General features: G+C 71.0%; 14 protein-coding genes. 9 read left to right on the top strand and 5 right to left on the bottom strand.

Annotated elements, in window-relative coordinates:
* Positions 1 to 117: 117 nt before the first annotated feature.
* The 4 genes from FNH08_RS20785 to FNH08_RS20770 all read right to left on the bottom strand — a co-directional run bounded on the left by FNH08_RS20785 (position 118) and on the right by FNH08_RS20770 (position 3,781).
* Positions 118 to 1,029 carry a carbohydrate kinase family protein gene (locus FNH08_RS20785; protein WP_322724975.1) on the bottom strand — a complete coding sequence of 304 codons (912 nt, stop codon included), beginning with the start codon at positions 1,027 to 1,029 and terminating at the stop codon, positions 118 to 120.
* Entirely contained in the window at positions 1,026 to 2,120 is a 1,095-nt protein-coding gene (locus FNH08_RS20780) for a LacI family DNA-binding transcriptional regulator (protein ID WP_152772997.1), read from the bottom strand. The genes FNH08_RS20785 and FNH08_RS20780 overlap by 4 nt, the downstream gene beginning before the upstream one ends.
* 120 nt (positions 2,121 to 2,240) lie before the next feature.
* Positions 2,241 to 3,209 (bottom strand): hypothetical protein, encoded by a 969-nt coding sequence (locus FNH08_RS20775; RefSeq protein ID WP_152772996.1) that lies wholly within the window; start codon positions 3,207 to 3,209, stop codon positions 2,241 to 2,243.
* Between the two features lie 197 nt (positions 3,210 to 3,406).
* A complete protein-coding gene (locus FNH08_RS20770; RefSeq protein ID WP_152772995.1) occupies positions 3,407 to 3,781 on the bottom strand; it encodes a response regulator in 375 nt (124 codons plus the stop codon).
* A gap of 216 nt (positions 3,782 to 3,997) precedes the next feature.
* Here FNH08_RS20770 and FNH08_RS20765 point away from each other — a divergent pair, with 216 nt between their 5' ends.
* Both FNH08_RS20765 and FNH08_RS20760 read left to right on the top strand, forming a co-directional pair.
* A complete protein-coding gene (locus FNH08_RS20765; protein ID WP_152772994.1) occupies positions 3,998 to 5,374 on the top strand; it encodes an ABC transporter substrate-binding protein in 1,377 nt (458 codons plus the stop codon).
* Positions 5,375 to 5,811: 437 nt separating this feature from the next.
* Complete coding sequence (locus FNH08_RS20760; RefSeq protein ID WP_152772998.1) at positions 5,812 to 8,475, top strand: nitrate- and nitrite sensing domain-containing protein; 2,664 nt, start codon at positions 5,812 to 5,814, stop codon at positions 8,473 to 8,475.
* A 143-nt stretch (positions 8,476 to 8,618) separates the two neighbouring features.
* Here FNH08_RS20760 and FNH08_RS50820 read toward each other — a convergent pair whose 3' ends face one another.
* Positions 8,619 to 8,777, bottom strand: coding sequence for a hypothetical protein (locus tag FNH08_RS50820; protein ID WP_194238551.1), 159 nt, complete (start codon positions 8,775 to 8,777; stop codon positions 8,619 to 8,621).
* A gap of 228 nt (positions 8,778 to 9,005) precedes the next feature.
* Between FNH08_RS50820 and FNH08_RS20755 the strand changes: the two genes are divergently transcribed.
* From FNH08_RS20755 to gap, 7 genes are all read left to right on the top strand, one after another.
* Positions 9,006 to 9,698, top strand: coding sequence for a response regulator transcription factor (locus FNH08_RS20755; RefSeq protein WP_152772993.1), 693 nt, complete (start codon positions 9,006 to 9,008; stop codon positions 9,696 to 9,698).
* A 90-nt stretch (positions 9,699 to 9,788) separates the two neighbouring features.
* Positions 9,789 to 11,846: an excinuclease ABC subunit UvrC gene (gene uvrC, locus FNH08_RS20750; protein ID WP_152772992.1), complete on the top strand. Its 2,058-nt coding sequence runs from the start codon at positions 9,789 to 9,791 to the stop codon at positions 11,844 to 11,846.
* Positions 11,843 to 12,865, top strand: a complete 1,023-nt coding sequence (rapZ, locus tag FNH08_RS20745; protein ID WP_152772991.1) for an RNase adapter RapZ — start codon at positions 11,843 to 11,845, stop codon at positions 12,863 to 12,865. The genes uvrC and rapZ overlap by 4 nt, the downstream gene beginning before the upstream one ends.
* Entirely contained in the window at positions 12,862 to 13,932 is a 1,071-nt protein-coding gene (locus tag FNH08_RS20740) for a gluconeogenesis factor YvcK family protein (protein ID WP_152772990.1), read from the top strand. Before rapZ ends, FNH08_RS20740 begins: the two co-directional genes overlap by 4 nt.
* Positions 13,923 to 14,912 carry a DNA-binding protein WhiA gene (gene whiA, locus FNH08_RS20735; protein ID WP_152772989.1) on the top strand — a complete coding sequence of 330 codons (990 nt, stop codon included), beginning with the start codon at positions 13,923 to 13,925 and terminating at the stop codon, positions 14,910 to 14,912. Before FNH08_RS20740 ends, whiA begins: the two co-directional genes overlap by 10 nt.
* 190 nt (positions 14,913 to 15,102) lie before the next feature.
* Positions 15,103 to 18,054 carry a M14 family metallopeptidase gene (locus tag FNH08_RS20730; protein WP_152772988.1) on the top strand — a complete coding sequence of 984 codons (2,952 nt, stop codon included), beginning with the start codon at positions 15,103 to 15,105 and terminating at the stop codon, positions 18,052 to 18,054.
* 262 nt (positions 18,055 to 18,316) lie between these two features.
* A complete protein-coding gene (gene gap / locus FNH08_RS20725) occupies positions 18,317 to 19,321 on the top strand; it encodes a type I glyceraldehyde-3-phosphate dehydrogenase (RefSeq protein ID WP_322724971.1) in 1,005 nt (334 codons plus the stop codon).
* Positions 19,322 to 19,372 lie beyond the last annotated feature (51 nt).

Here is a 19,372-nt window from a genome sequence, read left to right as displayed (position 1 = left end):
CCGCGGGACACCGCCCGTCGCACCGTCACCCGCTCTTCGGGGCCTAGTGGGCCTCCTGAGCTTCCGGGGCCTCCGGGTCCATGGACTCCACGGACTCCATGGACTCCACGGCGACGATCACACGTCGCCCAGTTCGGTGGCGTACGGCGGTTCCGCGCCGGCCCGGGAACACGTGATCGCCGCCGCGCGCGCCGCGAACCGCAGCAGCCGCGTCCAGCCGTCGGTGCCCAGACCCACGAGCGCCTCCGCGGACAGGGCGTCCCATGTGGACAGGCCGTGCAGCAGGGCCGCGTTGACCGTGTCGCCGGCGCCGATGGTGTCCACGACGTCGACGCGTTCGCCCGGTACGAAGTGTTCGGCGCCGTCGCGGGTGAAGGCGGTGAGCCCGTCGCCGCCGTGGGTGATCACGACGGCCGAGGGGCCGGAGGCCAGCCACTCCCGCGGAGTGCCGCCGAGCCACTCGGCGTCCTCCTCGGAGAGCTTCAGCAGGGACACCGAAGGCAACCAGCTCTTGAACCGGGCGCGGTAGGCATCCGCGTCCGGGATCAGCCCTGCACGGATGTTCGGGTCGAGGGCCGTGAACACCCCCTGGGCCGCGGCCGTCCGCATCAGCTCCTCGTACGCGCTCGCACCGGGTTCCAGGACGAGCGAGCAGGTGCCGAAGGACACGGCCTTCGTGCCGGCGGGCAGGCGGTCGGGAGCTTCGAACAGCCGGTCCGCCGTGCCCTCGACGTAGAAGGAGTACGAGGCCGAGCCGTTCATGTCGATCGAGGCCACGGCGAGAGTCGTCGGCTCCGTACCGCGCTGCACGGAGGTCGCGTCGACACCCGCCGCGCGCAGCCCGTCCAGCAGCGCCTCCCCGAAGGCGTCGCGGGAGACGCGGGAGCAGAAGGCGGTGGGCGAGCCGAGGCGGCCGAGGGCCACGGCCGTGTTGTAGGGGCCGCCGCCGCGAGCGGGCTGCAGACCCACGAGGGCGCCCGCGCCCTGCGGTACCAGGTCGATGAGGGCCTCACCGGCGACGACGATCACGAGACGGATCCTTTCTCGGAGCTCTTCGGATTCGCGGTGCTCTCGGAGATCTCCGGACTTCCGGTTTTCTCGGGGCTCTCCGGACAGCCGCACGAGCCGCGGTGGACGAACGCGGAGGGAAGCCGGACGGTACGGATGGGATGCTCAGGCGTGGCCAGCCGCTCCAGCAGCAGCCGTACGGCCTGCGCGCCGATCTCCTTGCTGGGCTGGGCGACGGCGGTGAGCCGCGGGTGGAACAGATCGGCCCACGCGAAGTCGTCGAAGCAGCACAGCGCGATGTCGTCCGGTACGCGGACACGCAGCTCGCCCAGGGCACGCAGGGCACCGATGGTCATGGCGTTGTTCCCGGTGACGAGCGCCGTGGGCGGACTCGACAGGGTGAGCAGCTCCCGGGTGACGCGCCGGGACACCTCCGCGTCGGAGTCGCCCTGGGCCACGAGCGACTCGTCGTACGGCAGTCCGGCGGCCGACAGGCCGAGCCGGTAGCCGGTGATCCGCTCGCCCGTGGTGCTGAGGCCAGGCAGACCCGCGACCAGGCCGATGCGCCGGTGACCGAGGTCGGCGAGATGCCCGACCAGCTGCGCCATGGGCTCGGTGTTCTGCGTACAGACCTGGTCGAAGCGGAACGGGTCGCCGTCGGGCGTGGTGACGAGCCGGTCCAGGAACACCGTCGGGACGTCGTGCCTGCGGAGGTAGTCCAGGAGGCCGTCCGGCCGCGCCGAGGGCGCGACGATCATGCCGTCCACCCGCCGTTCGTGCAGGAGTTGGACGACCTTCCGCTCATGCTTCGGGTCGTCGTGCGGATCGGCGATCAGCAGGCTGTAGCCCTGCTCCAGCGCGCCGGCCTCGACGCCCTGGAGGATCTCCGTGAAGTACGGGTTGCTGACCGCCGACACCGCGAGCCCGATGGACCGTGTCCGCGAGGTGACAAGGGAACGGGCCAGCGTGTTGGGCGTGTAGCCGAGTGCCTCGATGGCGTCGAGGACCAGTTGGCGGGTCTGCGGACGCACCGCGCGCGTTTTGTTCAGCACGTGCGAGACGGTCGCCACGGACACACCCGCGTGCTGCGCGACATCGACCATCGTGGCCAAGACAGGTCCCCTCTCCGGGCACGATGCCCTCTCCGGGCACGGTGAGCTGCCTGGGCGGGAAGCTACCGCATCCGGAGAGACACGTAAACGTTTGCGCAAGCGTTTACGTGGGGGCGCCGGTCACTCCCAGTCCCAGCGAATGCCCAGGATCCCGGAGCGGACCCGGGGCTCCACCAGGTGGACCGAGCGATGCCGGCGGCTCAGGGGCAGGTCGAGGTGGCCGGTGCGCGGGGCCGCCGCCGTGTGCTGGGTGAAGCGGTGGCAGCGCACGGGCAGGGCCCGCTCGTCGAAGCAGACCTGGAGCGCGTACTGCCCGCCCGAGTAACCGAACCCACGGACGTACTCGTGGGACGCCCCGGCCGTGCCGTCCTCGATCCGGTACCGGAAGAGGAAGGTGTCACCCGTGCGCAGCCGGATGTCGAAGAGCAGTTCCGCGACGAGCACTCCGGTACCGTGGTGGAACCGCACGCGCCCGGTGCGGCAGTTCTCGAGGGCTCGTACGGTCATGCGCTCCGGCGCGCATCCCGGGTCACCGTGGTGGACGGCCACATAGCGGTCCACACCATCCCTGTGGGCGCGCACTATGTGGTGGGACTCGCGGGCCAGCAGTTCGCGGCGCGCCCCGATCCGGACCCGTTCGTGGTGGCCGATGGTGTGCAGGCCGCCGTCGAGCGACGCCTCCAGCTCGTTCAGGAGCTGCTCCAGCACGCCCGACGCCTCCACCAGGGAGCGGTACGAGCGGCCGGTGGCACGTTCCTGGCCAGGGCGTTCCTCGGTCTCGGCGAGCAGGCGGATCAGCGACTCGTCGGGGAGGTGGAGGATCTCCTCCAGGGCGCGCACGGCCCGCAGGGACTCGGGGCGCTGGGGCCGTCGGGCGCCCTGCTGCCAGTAGCTCAGGCTGGTCACACCGACCTTCACCCCGTAACGCGACAGGTGGTGCTGGACGCGCTGCAGGGGCAGCCCGCGCGCGGCGATGGCGGCGCGCAGGGCGACATGGAAGGGACCGCTCCGCAAGGCCGTGTCCAGTTCCGCCGCGGAGAGGTCCGCCTCCGTCGTGGCGACGTCCGCGTGCTCTGTGCCGTGCCGCATGCAGGGGCCTTTCTGTCCGGCGCGGACGGCTGGTCGGACCGTTCGCGTGCGTGCGTCGGGCGCCCGGTGGGCGCCGGGCACGGCGTGCCGGAACTCCATGCCCGCATGCGGGCAGTTCACGGCGCCGGGCCACCCCGCATTGAAGCGTGTTGACCATGCTCCGACAACACCCTGGAGCGGAACAAACCACTCACCCGTCAAGCCGTCGGTGACCCCGGCTCCGGGCCCAGAAGGTCGCGTATCGCGCGCCCGGACAGCCATGACTTGTGCAGGAATCCGCGGGCGGGACTGGCGGCGACGAGCTCCTGGAAGTCGTCCAGTGAGTGCGTCGAGATGAGGATGATGACCGAGGACACGGCCTCCGCCAGCCGCCAGGCGAGGTCGAAGCCGCTCTCGCCGGCGAGGTCCAGATCCAGCAGTACGACGTCCGGGGACAGCTCGGTGGCCCGCTCGAGTGCCTGCGCGCCCGTCGAGGCGACACCGACGACAGTGACCCCGTCGCGCTCCAGCAGGGAGCGCGCTGCCTCCAGGAACCGGGCGCTGTCATCGACGAGCAGACAGCGCATGGACATGCAGCAAGGGTGCCAACCGGTCGGTGATTAAGCTTTCCAGCTAGCCGGAAAAGTGCGGGGTGCCCGACTTCCCGTGTGCCATGAGTCCGGGGAATGTGCTGAAGGCCTGTGCCGGATGGCGCGGTTCGCGCGCGCACGGAGCCGTGCCGCCGCACGGGCGCTAGCATGACGCTGCCCTGAGGGAGGCTGAGCAGCCCGGTCGAGTGGGGGTGCGTGATGCCGGCACCGCACCGGAACTTGGGGACGACCCGGATCCGTCGCACCCTGTGTGCAGCGCTGCTGGTGGCCGCCCTGTTGCTGGCCGGATGCAGCGGCGGTGACGGCTCGGGCGGGGAAAAGCGCTCGCGGAGCGACACGACCTGCGACGGCAGGATCGAGGGCACCGAACGCATCACCGTGTGGTTCCACACCGGGCGCAGCGGTGAACTCGCCACCCTGCGCGGCCAGGTCAGGGAGTTCAACAGGATCCAGAAGCAGGTGAGAGTCGAGCTGGTCGCCCTGCCCCCGGCCCCCTCGTACACCGAACTCGTGCTCTCCGCGGCGGCGAGCGGCGACCTTCCCGACCTGCTCGACTTCGACGGCCCGAACCTCTACAGCTACGCCTGGTCCGGCAAGCTCAAGCCGATCGACTCCTGCGTGCCCAGGAAGGTCCTGGACGATCTGCTGCCGTCCGTCCGCCGACAGGGTACCTACGCCGGGCGGTTGTGGGGCATCGGAACGTTCGACTCCGGACTCGGCCTGTACATAAGGCCGTCGGTGCTGAAGGAGGCGGGCGTGCGCATCCCGCGCGGCGTCGACGACGCCTGGACGGCCGGTGAACTGACGGGCATCCTCCGCACACTCCGCGAGGAGGGCTACGACAGGCCACTCGACCTGGGGCTCCACTACGGGGCGGACGGCGGCGAGTGGAACACCTACGGGTTCGCGCCGGCCCTGTGGTCGGCGGGCGGCGACCTCATCGACCCCGGGTTCCGCTCGGCGGACGGCTACCTCAACGGCCCGGCGTCCGTCAGGGGGCTCACCACCCTGCAGAGCTGGGTCAGCGAAGGGCTCGTCGACCCGGGCAAGGACGACAAGGCGTTCGTCGAGGGCCGCAGTCCCCTCTCCTGGATGGGCCACTGGAGATACGCCGAGTACACCAAGGCACACCCCGGCGACGTGGCGATCGTGCCGCTGCCCGATTTCGGCAAGGGCACCGTCACCGGGATGGGGTCCTGGCAGTGGGGCATCACCTCGGGCGCCACCGACGGCGACGCGGTGTGGCGCTTCCTCGCGTTCCTCCTGCGCCCGGAACAGGTGCTCAGGATGAGCGAGGCCAACGGCGCGGTCCCGGCGACGAACAGCGCGGTGAAGCGCTCCCCGGCGTACGGCGAGGGCGGTGCCGAGCGGCTGTTCCTCGAGCAGCTGCGTGACGGGGTCGCCCGGCCGCGCCCGCGGACGCCCGCGTACCCGGCGATCACCAGGGCCTTCTCCCGAGCTTTCGCGAAGATCGTTCTCGACGGCGCCCCGGTCAAAAAGACGCTGGACCAGGCGGCCAGGGCCATCGACAAGGACCTGGCCGCGCATGACGGTTACCCGCCGAGCGGACCATGAGCGGCGGCACGGCATCCGCGCACTCCGTCGGCATCCGCGCACCCGGTCGGCGTCCTGGGCGTCCGGGCTCCGCGCGGCAGGGGGCACCGATGGACCGCGCACCGGATTCCCCGGCATGCTGTGGAGCCGCGCGGGCAGGGGCACAGGAGGCCACTCGGCCGAACTGGGCGAAGGTGAGACAGGTGGACGCGAACAAGCACTCGACGGAGGCGTCCACTGCGGACGTGCGCGCCCTCACCAAGGACCTCGTGCGTCACCGCCGTCGTCCCCGCCCGGGCCACTGAGGACCAGCCGTGCGCCGCGTACCGACCGGAAGACGCCTGCGCGCGCCACGGCGCGCGCCGGGCCGCAGAAGCCCCGCGACCGAACGAAGGGTCCGCCCCTCGGCCCAGGCCGATCCCACCTTCCTCGCCCGCCTGCGCGTCGGACCCAAGCTGATGCTCCTCGTGCTGCTGCCGGTGACCGGACTGCTCGCCTTCACCGCCGTCGGCGCCGTGACCCAGTGGAACGAGGCGCGGACCCTGGGCGACTTCCGGACGGCGACGCGGGTCGCCTCCGCGACCACCGGGGTCACCGACGCCGTCGCCCGGGAGCGGATCGCCGCCGTCCTGGCCCGGCTGCGGCCCGGGCCCGGGGCGCTGAAGGAACGGTCCGCCGCCGAGAACGCCACCGACCGCGCCGTGGAGCGGGCCGCCGCCCGTGCGGACTCCGTCTCGGGACGCACCGACGTCGTGGGTCGGCTCGACGCCGTGAGCCGTGAACTGCACGCCGTGCGCGCCCAGACAGGCACCGGCTCCCTCAGCCCCCAGGGCGTGATGAAGGGGTACGGGAGCATCGAGGACCGCCTTCTGCACACCGTCGCCGACCTGGAGTCCGGCCGGCCCACCCGGGGCGCGGGCCGCGCCGCCGACGCCCACATCGCCCTCCTGTCGGCCATCGAGGCCGCCGAGCGGGAACGTGCCGAGCTCGCCGTCCTCCTCGACGCGCCCCCCGGCCGGCAGCCCGTAGCGGTGGGCCGCTGGCAGGCACTGGAGGAGGCCCAGCTCGACACCTTCCGGCAGAACACCTCGCCCGAGCTGAAGAGCGAGCTGTACGCCACCCTGCTCCGGGCCCCCGGCCGGGCCGTCCGCGAGGTCCGCGACACGCTCGCCGCACCGCACGGGAGGACCGCCGACCTGCCCTCGTACGACCGCTGGCTGGCCGTCTCCCAAGCGCGCGTAGAGGGCCTGCGCGGCATCGAGGGCAAGGCCGCGCGGGAACTGGGCGACGTGGCCGACCGCGATCTCGCCACCGCCCGGTCCGGTGGAGCGCGGGAGCTCGTGGTCTCCCTGCTCGTCCTCGGCGTCGTCACCGCGCTCGTCCTGGCCCTGCGCCGCTCGATCACCCGGCCCCTCGGCGACGTGTCCGCGGGCGCCCGAGCCCTGTCGGACGGTGACCTGTCGTACGACATCGGCTACGCGGGACGCGACGAACTCGGCGATGTCGCCGACACCGTCCGCGGCCTGCGGGTGACCACCGAGCGGCTGGTCGGCGAGATCCGCGCCATGAACGGCGCCATCGACGCGGGCCGCTTCGAGCACCGCGCCGACGCCGCCTCGTTCGACGGCACCTGGGCGCACGTCCTGGGCGGCATGAACGACACGATGGCGTCCTTCGCCGCGGCGCACGGGCGGCGGCAGAAGGCCGAGCAGGAACTGGAGAGCGTCTTCACCCTCTCCCTGGACCTGCTCTGCATCTGCGGTCTCGACGGCTACTTCAAGCGGGTGAACCCCGCCTTCGAGCGGACCCTGGGCCACTCGAGCGAGGTGCTGCTGTCCAAGCCGCTCGTCGAGTTCCTCCACGAGGAGGACCGGGCACGCACGCGTGCCGCCTTCGACCGGCTGGCGACGGGGGAGGAGGTCGACGAGTTCGAGAACCGTTACGTGCGGGACGACGGCACCGAGTGCTGGCTCCAGTGGAGTGCCCGCCCCGTCCCCGAGGAGGGCCTCATCTACGCCGCAGCGCGCGACGTCACCGAGAGCCGCCTGGCCGCCCGTGAGCAGACCGCACTGCGCCGGGTCGCCACCGCGGTGGCGGGCGGGGTCCCGCCGTCCGAGGTGTTCGCGAAGGTCGCGGAGGAGGTGGCGGACCTGCTGGGCACCGCCGTGGCCGTGCTGCGGTACGAGTCCGACGGCTATTTCACGGTCCTCGGGATCGCGCACGAGACGGAGGACACGGGCGGGGACGCGGTACGCGGAAAGCGTCCCGACACGGCGCGTGAGACCAGGCACCAGGACGACTGGACGCAGCAGGCGGCCCGTGCGGGACGCTCCGCGGCCGCGCCCATCGTCGTCGACGGCCGGCGGTGGGGTGCCGTCGTCGCGGCCTCGCTGGTGGAGCCGCTGCCCGACGGCACCGAGTCACGCCTCGCCGACTTCACCGAACTCATCGCCATGGCCATCGCCAACGCCGACAGCCGGGCCCAGCTCACCGCCTCACGCGCGCGCGTGGTGGCCGCCGGGGACGCCTCCCGGCGCCGCATCGAACGCGATCTGCACGACGGCGTCCAGCAGCGGCTCGTCTCGCTCCAGCTGGACCTGCGGCTGGCCGAGTCCCTGCTGGCGGACCGCTCCGGTGAACTCGCCGAGCGTCTCGCCCAGGTGGGCAAGGGCCTCGACGACGCCTTCCAGGACCTGCTCCAGGTGGCCCGCGGCATCCACCCGGCCGTCCTCTCACGGGGCGGACTGGGCCCGGCCCTGCGCGCCCTGGCCCGCCGCTCCGCAGTCCCCGTGGAACTCGATCTCAGTCTGTCGGTGTCCCGCTTCCCGGAACAACTGGAGGTGGCCGCGTACTACGTGACCTCCGAGTGCCTCACCAACGCCGCCAAGCACGCGCGCGCGAGTGTGGTGACCGTCGCGGCCGAGGACCGGGACGGTGTCCTGGACCTGACGATCCGGGACGACGGAGTCGGTGGAGCGGAACCGGCCAAGGGGTCGGGCCTCATCGGGCTCGTCGACCGCGTCGAGGCGGCCGGCGGACGGCTGGACGTCACCAGTCCACCAGGCGGCGGTACGACGCTGACGGCACGGCTTCCCGTGCCACAGAGCCCCGAGGGGGAGTGAGCGAGCACGGCCCTGGCCTTCCCGCAGGTATGGCAGGCCGCCCGGAGCGTACGCGGGTGTCCAATCGAGGGGGAGTCATTGGACTCGGTGACGTGCGTACGGTCCGGGCGGCCGGGGCGGACGGTAGAGGCGACCGTCCGGTTCTAGGGGCGGGCGTTCCCGCCGTGCCGTGCGCCCTGACGGCGCTTGGCGCGCACGATGTCGGGGTCCCTGGGGTCGCGCAGGGCGCTGAGGGAGAGTGTGTCGTCCGTCTGCCGGCGTACGGGTGCCGACCGTCGCCTCTCGATCCGTGTCTGCCGCATCTGCGCAGCCCTTCGAGCGATGAACCGATGACCCGCCGCGCCTCTTCAGGAGCGGCACGTCCCTTGCATCTGCACTGGTTCGAGCATCCCGCCGCAATGTCAAGGTGTCGTCATGGCCAGCCCCCAAGTAGGTTTCCGGCTAGCCGGAAGTGGTCGGTTCCGGCAGGCTGTTGGACGCGCAGCGCAGGGGATCGGGCAGAAGCGGACGAGGTCGGGAACATGGGCGACATGGACGATGCGGACGCGGAACAGGGGCCCGCGCGCGGGAGAGTGGTTCTCGCCGACGACGACATCCTGCTCCGGGAGGGGCTGGCCAGTCTGTGCGAGCGGGTCGGATACGAGGTGGCGGGCCAGGCCGGGGACGCCGTCCACCTCCTGGAACTCGTCGAGGACGAGCGGCCGGACCTGGCGATCATCGACATCAGGATGCCGCCGACCCAGTCCACCGAGGGCCTGAAGGCGGCCCGCGCCATCCGTGAGCGCCACCCCGACACGGGCATCCTGGTGCTGTCGGCGTACGTCGAGGTCGAGGACGCCCTGGAACTGCTGGCCGGCGGCCGACGGATCGGCTACATGCTCAAGAGCCGGGTCACGGTGGTCGACGAGTTCATCGAGACGCTGGAGCGGATCCTGAAGGGCGGCTCGGTCGTCGACCCCTCCCTGGTGCAGGAACTCGTCGTCGCCCAGCGCCGCGACGACCCCCTCGGCATCCTCAGCAACCGCGAGCGCGAGGTCCTCGCGCTCATGGCCGAGGGCAGATCCAACGCCGGCATAGGTCGCCGCCTGTGGGTCACCGAGGGCACCGTCGAGAAGCATGTGCGCAGCATCCTGGGCAAGCTGCGGCTGCCCGAGGACACCGACGACCACCGCCGCGTCCTGGCCGTCCTGACCTTCCTGGAGTCGGGTCATCCCGGGGCGTGAGCGGGGCGGGTGAGCGGGGCCCGCCAGGGGTGGCCGGGCTCTGTCCACAGGGCCGCCGCGATGTCGGTCCCCGCCAGTAGGGTGTGGAACATGGCCGACCCCTCCAGCTACCGCCCCAGGCCGGGACAGATCCCGGACTCACCCGGGGTCTACAAGTTCCGTGACGAGCACCGCCGGGTGATCTACGTCGGGAAGGCGAAGAGCCTGCGCCAGCGCCTGGCGAACTACTTCCAGGACCTGGCGGGCCTCCACCCGCGCACCCGCACCATGGTCACCACGGCCGCGTCCGTGGAGTGGACGGTGGTGTCCACGGAGGTGGAGGCCCTTCAGCTGGAGTACTCCTGGATCAAGGAGTACGACCCCCGCTTCAACGTCAAGTACCGCGACGACAAGAGCTACCCGTACCTCGCGGTCACCATGAACGAGGAGTTCCCGCGCGTGCAGGTGATGCGCGGTCACAAGAAGAAGGGCGTGCGCTACTTCGGGCCGTACGGGCACGCGTGGGCGATCCGCGACACCGTGGACCTGCTGCTGCGCGTCTTCCCCGTACGCACCTGCTCGGCGGGCGTGTTCAAGAACGCGGCACGCACCGGTCGCCCCTGCCTCCTCGGCTACATCGGCAAGTGCTCGGCCCCCTGCGTCGAGCGGATCTCCCCCGAGGACCACCGAGAACTGGCCGACGACTTCTGCGACTTCATGGCCGGCCGCACCGGCACCTACCTGCGCCGCCTCGAGAAGCAGATGATGGAGGCGGCCGACGAGATGGAGTACGAGCGGGCCGCCCGCCTGCGCGACGACATCGAGGCCCTGAAGAAGGCCATGGAGAAGAACGCGGTCGTGCTCACCGACGCGACCGACGCGGACCTGATCGCGGTCGCCGAGGACGAGCTGGAGGCGGCCGTGCAGATATTCCACGTCCGCGGCGGACGCGTCCGCGGCCAGCGCGGCTGGGTCACCGACAAGGTCGAGGCCGTCACCACCGGTGACCTCGTCGAGCACGCCCTCCAGCAGCTCTACGGCGAGGAGACCGGCGACGCCGTCCCCAAGGAGGTGCTGGTTCCCGCGCTGCCCGACCCGGTGGACCCCGTCCAGCAGTGGCTCACCGACCGGCGCGGGTCCAACGTCTCGTTGCGCATCCCGCAGCGCGGCGACAAGAGGGCCCTCATGGAGACCGTGGAGCGCAACGCCCAGCAGGCGCTCGCCCTGCACAAGACCAAGCGCGCCTCCGACCTCACCACCCGCTCGCGCGCCCTGGAGGAGATCGCCGAGGCCCTCGACCTGGACAGCGCGCCCCTGAGGATCGAGTGCTACGACATCTCGCACCTCCAGGGCGACGACGTCGTGGCCTCCATGGTCGTCTTCGAGGACGGCCTGCAGCGCAAGAGCGAGTACCGCCGCTTCCAGATCAAGGGCTTCGAGGGCCAGGACGACGTCCGCTCCATGCACGAGGTGATCACCCGCCGCTTCAGGCGGTACCTCGCGGAGAAGGAGAGGACCGGCGAGTGGGCCGACGGCGAGGACACCGACGGCGAGAACTCCCTGACCGAGGACGACGGCCGCCCCAAGCGCTTCGCCTACCCGCCCCAGCTCGTCGTCGTGGACGGCGGGCAGCCACAGGTCGCCGCAGCCCGCAGGGCCCTCGACGAGCTCGGCATCGACGACATCGCCGTGTGCGGCCTCGCCAAGCGCCTTGAGGAGGTCTGGGTACCCGGTGAGGACGACCCCGTCGTCCTGCCCCGCACCAGCGAGGGCCTGTACCTTCTCCAGCGCGTCCGCGACGAGGCCCACCGCTTCGCCATCACCTACCAGCGCACCAAGCGGGCCAAGCGCTTCAGAGCCGGTCCCCTGGACGAGGTGCCGGGTCTCGGCGAGACCCGCAAGCAGGCATTGATCAAGCACTTCGGCTCCGTGAGGAAACTGCGGTCGGCGACGATCGACCAGATCTGCGAGGTCCCCGGCGTAGGCCGCAGGACGGCCGAGACGATCACCGCGGCCCTGGCCGCCGCGGCTCCGGCAGCACCCGCCGTGAACACGGCGACCGGAGAGATCATGGAAGAAGAAGACGGGGAGCCCGGGACGACGGCGGGCCCCTCGGGGGAGCCCGTGTCCGCGGGAACCCCGGACGAACGACGGGGGCAGGAGAGATGAGCGAGCACGACACCCGAGAAGAAGAGCACCAGGAACACACGGCACGGCGCGAGGAAGCCCCCGCGGCGGCGGGCGAGTACGCCTCACAGCACCCAGCGCCCCAGGAAGACGGAGCACACGTGAGTACGGGCAGCGAATCGGCCGGGGTCCCCGAGGCGGCCATCCCCGAGCTGGTCATCATCTCCGGCATGTCCGGCGCCGGACGGTCGACGGCCGCCAAGTGCCTGGAGGACCTCGGCTGGTTCGTCGTCGACAACCTGCCGCCCGCGCTGATCCCCACCATGGTGGAGCTCGGCGCCCGCTCCCAGGGCAATGTGGCGCGGATCGCGGTCGTCGTCGACGTCCGTGGCCGCCGCTTCTTCGACAACCTCCGCGAGTCCCTCGCGGACCTGGCGGAGAAGCACGTCACCCGGCGGATCGTCTTCCTGGAGTCCTCCGACGAGGCCCTCGTCCGCCGCTTCGAGTCCGTGCGCCGCCCGCACCCCCTCCAGGGGGACGGCCGCATCGTCGACGGCATCGACGCCGAGCGCGAGCTGCTGCGCGAGCTGCGCGGCGACGCCGACCTCGTGATCGACACCTCCAGCCTGAACGTGCACGAGCTGCGCGCCAAGATGGACGCCCAGTTCGCCGGAGAGGAGGAGCCCGAGCTGCGGGCCACCGTCATGTCCTTCGGCTTCAAGTACGGCCTCCCGGTGGACGCCGACCTGGTCGTGGACATGCGCTTCCTGCCGAACCCGCACTGGGTCCCCGAGCTGCGCCCCTACACCGGGCTCAACGAAGAGGTCTCGAACTACGTCTTCAACCAGCCCGGAGCCAAGGAGTTCCTCGACCGCTACGCGGAGCTGCTGCAGCTCATCGCCGCGGGCTACCGCCGCGAGGGCAAGCGGTACGTGACCATCGCGGTCGGCTGCACCGGCGGCAAGCACCGCTCGGTCGCCACCTCCGAGAAGCTCGCCGCCCGCCTCGCCTCCCAGGGTGTGGAGACCGTCGTCGTGCACCGCGACATGGGTCGCGAATGACGGGACGTGCCGCTCTGCGGCTGAGCAGGCTGCGTCGGGTCACCCAGGAGGAGCGTGGAGGCAGACCCGCCGAGGCCCGCGGTGGGCGGGGGCGCCGTCGCGGCGCCCAGCCCAAGGTCGTAGCGCTCGGCGGCGGCATGGGCCTGTCCGCCTCGCTCGCCGCCCTGCGCCGGATCACCGGGGACCTCACGGCCGTCGTCACCGTGGCCGACGACGGCGGCTCCAGCGGGCGCCTGCGCGACGAGCTGGGCGTGCTCCCGCCCGGCGACCTCCGCAAGGCGCTGGCCGCGCTGTGCGGCGACGACGACTGGGGCCAGACCTGGGCACGGGTCATCCAGCACCGTTTCCAGTCCAAGGGCGACCTGCACGAGCACGCGGTCGGCAACCTGCTGATCGTCGCCCTGTGGGAGCAGCTCGGCGACCACGTCCAGGCCCTCGACCTGGTCGGCCGGCTCCTGGGCGCCCACGGCCGGGTGCTGCCCATGTCGGCCGTACCCCTGGAACTCCAGGCCCTGGTCAAGGGCCACGACCCGGCCCGCCCGGACGAGGTCGACACGGTACGGGGACAGGCCACCGTCGCGCTCACGCCCGGCGAGGTGCAGTCCGTCCACCTCGTACCGCACGACCCGCCCGCGGTCCCCGAGGCCGTCGAGGCGGTCCTGGACGCGGACTGGGTGGTGCTCGGACCCGGGTCCTGGTTCTCCTCGGTCATCCCGCACCTTCTCGTGCCCCAGCTGCTCGACGCGCTCACGGAGACGAAGGCGCGCCGGGTGCTCTCCCTGAACCTCGCACCGCAACCCGGAGAAACCGAGGGCTTCTCCCCGCAGCGTCATTTGGAGGTTTTGGCACGACACGCCCCTAAACTCGCCCTGGACGTGGTGCTGGCCGACACGGCCGCCGTGCCCGACCGCGCGTCGCTCACCGACGCGGCCAAGAGGTTCGGCGCCGCGGTCGAGCTGGCGCCGGTGGCACGGACCGACGGTTCGCCGCGGCACGACCCGGAGCTGCTGGCCGCCGCGTACGACCGTATTTTTCGGATGCATGGAAGGATCGGCCCATGGCGATGACGGCAGCGGTGAAGGACGAGATCTCCCGGCTACCCGTCACCCGGACCTGCTGCAGAAAGGCGGAGGTCTCGGCGATCCTGCGGTTCGCGGGCGGGCTGCACCTGGTGAGCGGGCGCATCGTGATCGAGGCGGAGCTGGACACGGCGATGGCCGCGCGCCGGCTCAAGCGGGACATCCTGGAGATCTTCGGCCACAGCTCCGAGCTGATCGTGATGGCGCCCGGCGGACTGCGCCGCGGCTCCCGTTACGTGGTGCGTGTGGTGGCGGGCGGCGACCAGCTGGCCCGCCAGACCGGGCTTGTCGACGGCCGGGGCCGCCCCATTCGGGGCCTGCCCCCACAGGTGGTCTCCGGGGCGACCTGTGACGCGGAGGCGGCCTGGCGGGGGGCGTTCCTGGCACACGGCTCGCTGACCGAGCCCGGCCGCTCGTCGTCCCTGGAGGTGACCTGCCCGGGCCCGGAAGCCGCGCTCGCCCTGGTCGGCGCGGCCAGACGGCTGTCGATCGCCGCGAAGGCCCGCGAGGTACGGGGCGTGGACCGGGTCGTCGTCCGGGACGGTGACGCGATCGGCGCGCTCCTCACCCGTCTCGGCGCCCACGAGTCCGTGCTGGCCTGGGAGGAGCGGCGGATGCGCCGCGAGGTCCGCGCCACGGCGAACCGGCTCGCCAACTTCGACGATGCCAACCTGCGCCGCTCCGCCCGCGCCGCCGTCGCGGCCGGTGCCCGGGTGCAGCGTGCCCTGGAGATCCTCGGCGACGAGGTCCCCGAGCACCTCGCCGCCGCCGGACGGCTGCGCATGGAGCACAAGCAGGCATCCCTGGAGGAACTGGGCGCGCTCGCCGACCCGCCGCTGACCAAGGACGCCGTCGCGGGCCGTATCCGCCGGCTGCTCGCCATGGCCGACAAGCGCGCCTCCGATCTCGGCATCCCCAGCACCGAGTCCAACCTCACCGAGGAGATGGCCGACAACCTGGTGGGATGACGGCTCGTCAGCCAGGAACTCCCGGTCCGTCAACACGCCGGTGCCGACGCCCACTTGGGCAGATCGGCACCGGCGTTCCGCGTTTTTGGGAACTCCGTTGCCGCGCCCTGAGGCGCCCTTGACTCGATCAGCAACTGACATGAGCCTGGCATTTGTTCGCCGCTGTGGTGAACCACTGCAAGGGGGGCTCATGAGACGAAAAGCGAGACCGATCCTCGCTGCCTGCGCACTCCTGCTCGGCGGTGCGGGACTCGCACCCATCGCCCAGGCCGCGGAGACCAGCGCTTCTCCCGACACGGAAGAGGTCAAGGTCTACCGTGCCGAGGTCACGAAGCAGCAGATACCTCTGCTGCTCGCGGCCGGCCAGGACGGTCACGAACTCGGCGAACAGGCACCCGACAAGGGCACGGCCACCGTCGAGGTCTACCTGACCGACAAGCAGGCCGACGACCTGGAGCAGAAGGGCGTCGACCTCGAGGAGCACACGCTCACGGCGAAGGCACGCGCGCGTGTGGCCGCCGCCGGGGACGGGGTCTACCGGCCCTACAGCGGAGCGGGCAACCTCAAGGAGGAGATCATCCGGACGGGCCAGGAGAACCCGTCCCTCACCAAGGTGGTCTCCCTCGGCAAGACCCTCCAGGGACAGGACATCCTGGCGCTCAAACTGACCAAGAACGCCAAGAAGACCAAGGACGGCGCCAAGCCCTCCGTCCTGTACATGTCCAACCAGCACGCGCGCGAGTGGATCACGCCGGAGATGACAAGGCGGCTGCTCCACCACTACCTGGACAACTACCGGACCGACAAGCGCATCAAGAAGATCGTCGACTCCACCGAGCTGTGGTTCGTGCTCTCCGCCAACCCGGACGGCTACGACTTCACCCACCAGGCCGACGGCGACCGCCAGTGGCGCAAGAACATGCGGGACAACAACGGCGACGGCCGGATCACCATCGGCGACGGCGTCGACCTCAACCGCAACTTCGCCTACAAGTGGGGCTACGACGACGAGGGGTCGTCCCCGTTCCCCACCAGCCAGACCTACCGCGGCGCCGGCCCGAACTCCGAGCCCGAGACCAAGGTCATCGACCGCTTCGAGAAGCGCATCGGCTTCGAGTACGGCATCAACTACCACTCGGCCGCAGAACTGCTCCTCTACGGAGTCGGCTGGCAGGTGGCCACCCCCACCCCGGACGACGTGCTCTACAAGTCCCTCGCCGGCACGCCCGAGAACTCCGCGATCCCGGGCTACCACCCGCAGCTCTCCTCCGAGCTCTACACGACCAACGGCGAGGCGAACGGCCACGCGGCCAACGTCAACGGCGCGGCGATGTTCACCCCGGAGATGTCGACCTGCGAGACGGCGTCGAACGTCGACCCCAATGACGCCTGGGAGGCCAGGGACTGCGAGTCGATCTTCACCTTCCCGGACGACGAGAAGCTGATCCAGCAGGAGTTCCAGAAGAACATCCCGTTCGCGCTCTCCGTAGCCGAGTCCGCGGCGAAGCCCGACCAGCCGAAGTCCTCGGTCGGGATCGACGCCCCCGACTTCACCCCGGCCGGCTTCACCACGTCGTACGCGCGCGGCGCCGACCAGGAGGTCTCCGTCGTCGCCCGTAGGTCCGTGCGCGACAAGGAGCTCAACTACCGCGTCAACGGCGGCCGTACGCACGACACGGCGCTCAAGGCATGGAAGGGCGGCGAGACATACGGCGGCGAGGACAACCTGTACTTCGACGAGTACCGGGCCGAGGTCGAGGACGCCGACCCCGGCGACAAGGTCGAGGTCTGGTTCACCGGCAGGACGAAGAGCGGCAAGCGCACGGCCAGCGAGCACTTCACGTACACGGTCGCCGAGCGGCCCAGGGCGGACACGCTCGTCGTCGCCGAGGAGGGCGCGGCCCAGGCCCGGGCGCAGACCTACGTGGACGCGCTGAAGGCCAACGGCAGGAAGGCGCTCGTCTGGGACGTCGCCACCCAGGGCGCCCCCGACGCGCTCGGCGTGCTCGACCACTTCAGGACGGTCGTCCACTACACGGGCGCCGTCCGCCCGGGCAACGCCACCCAGCTCGAACTGCGCGCCTACCTCAACGAGGGCGGCAAGCTGATCGAGGCGGGCGAGACGGCCGGAGGCTCCGTCGACCTCGGCGGAGGCACCCTGTCGAACGACTTCAGCCAGTACTACCTGGGCGCCTACACCCGCACGTCCCTGCCGAACGCCACCTCCTTCGCGGGCGGCGGAAGGCTGGCGGGCGTCACGGGAGCGCTCAGCGGCGCGCCCGGCAACCCGCTGGACACCGCCGGATCGTTCGGCGTCACCTCGGACGCCCTGCCCGTGGAGACGTTCCCGCAGTTCGAGAGTGCCGGAGCGGGCCAGTACCCCGGAACCGCCAATCCGTTCGGCCCCTACGAAGGCGCGTCCATGGCGGCCGTCACGCACTCCGACTACGCGTGGAACCGCCTCACCCGCACCATCGACCTCACCGCGGTGAGCGCCGCCGACAAGCCCACCCTGCGCACCCAGCTCCTGTGGGACACCGAGGAGGGCTACGACCACGCGGTGCTGGAGGCGCACACGGCCGGAGCGGACGACTGGACCACGCTCCCGGAAGCGGGCGGAGCCACCTCCACCGCCGTCCCCGCCGAGTGCGGGGCCGGGTTCCTCGTCCAGGCCCACCCGGCCCTGAAGCGGTACCTGACCCTGGGTGACGGCGGCTGCACGCCCACCGGCACCAGCGGGTCCTGGAACAGCTTCACCGGAGCCTCCGACGGCTGGCAGCAGGTCGGGTTCGACCTGTCCGCGTACGCCGGGAAGACGGTCGAGGTGTCGATCAGCTACCTCACCGACCCCGGCACCGGCGGACGCGGCGTCCTCGCCGACAACACCTCCGTCGTCATCGGCGGTACGGCCGGTCAGCCCGAGGGCTTCGAGACGTCCCTGGGCGCCTGGAGCACCCCCGGGCCGCCCGCGGGCAGCCCGGCGGTCGTCAAGGACTGGGGCCTGTCCGGCGAGTTGTTCACGACGTACGGTGCGGTCACCACCGGGGACACCGTGCTGCTGGGCTTCGGCCTGGAGCACGTCACCGCGGCGGCCGACCGTACGGCTCTGCTGGGCAAGGCGCTGGCCGCACTGAAGCGCTGACACCGGCCGGTCGCCGCCCGGCACGGGGTGACCGTCACGGGGTGACCGGGACGAGGTGACCGGCAAGTGACCGTTATCAGGTGATCAGGTTGCAAAAACAGGGCGGTCCGTACCCCTACTGGCGGGTACGGACCGCCCTGCCGTGTATGGGGCGTGCTCGATGTCACTCCCGCCGCATCGGGGAGGTAGGGTCGTATGCGGTCGGGGACATCCCATACAGCTCGCCGGTCCGCAACCGGCGTACCAACGAGGAGATCGGTTCGTGACGATCCGCGTAGGCATCAACGGCTTTGGCCGCATCGGTCGTAACTACTTCCGCGCGCTGCTGGAGCAGGGTGCAGACATCGAGATCGTGGCTGTCAACGACCTGGGTGACACCGCGACCACCGCTCACCTGCTGAAGTACGACACCATCCTGGGCCGTCTGAAGGCAGAGGTGTCCCACACAGAGGACACCATCACCGTCGACGGCAAGACGATCAAGGTGCTCTCCGAGCGCGACCCGGCCGACATCCCCTGGGGTGAGCTGGGCGTCGACATCGTCATCGAGTCGACCGGCATCTTCACGAAGAAGGCCGACGCCGAGAAGCACATCGCCGGCGGCGCCAAGAAGGTCCTCATCTCGGCTCCGGCCAAGGACGAGGACATCACACTGGTGATGGGCGTCAACCAGGACAAGTACGACCCGGCGAACCACCACATCATCTCCAACGCCTCCTGCACCACCAACTGTGTGGCGCCGATGGCGAAGGTCCTCGACGAGAACTTCGGCATCGTCAAGGGCCTGATGACGACGGTGCACGCGTACACGAACGACCAGCGCATCCTGGACTTCCCGCACAAGGACCTGCGCCGCGCCCGTGCCGCCGCCGAGAACATCATCCCGACCACCACCGGTGCCGCCAAGGCCACCGCCCTCGTCCTGCCGCAGCTCAAGGGCAAGCTGGACGGCATCTCGATGCGTGTCCCGGTCCCGACCGGCTCGGTCACCGACCTCGTCATCGAGCTCGACCGCGAGGTCACCAAGGACGAGATCAACACCGCCTTCCAGAAGGCCGCCGAGGGCCAGCTGAAGGGCATCCTCGAGTACACCGAGGACCAGATCGTCTCCTCGGACATCGTCAACTGGCCGGCCTCCTGCACCTTCGACTCCTCCCTGACCATGGTCCAGGGCAACCAGGTCAAGGTCGTCGGCTGGTACGACAACGAGTGGGGTTACTCCAACCGCCTCGTCGACCTCACGGTCTTCGTGGGCGAGCGGCTCTGAGTCCCGGAGCAGGCACCTCGATGTGAGAGCAGGGCTCGGGGAGCGCAAAGT

The organism is Streptomyces spongiae (assembly GCF_009377185.1).
In the GTDB taxonomy this organism is placed as follows: domain Bacteria; phylum Actinomycetota; class Actinomycetes; order Streptomycetales; family Streptomycetaceae; genus Streptomyces; species Streptomyces spongiae.
Note: the sequence above shows the minus strand (reverse complement) of the source record. Positions and strands in the feature narration are given on the sequence as shown.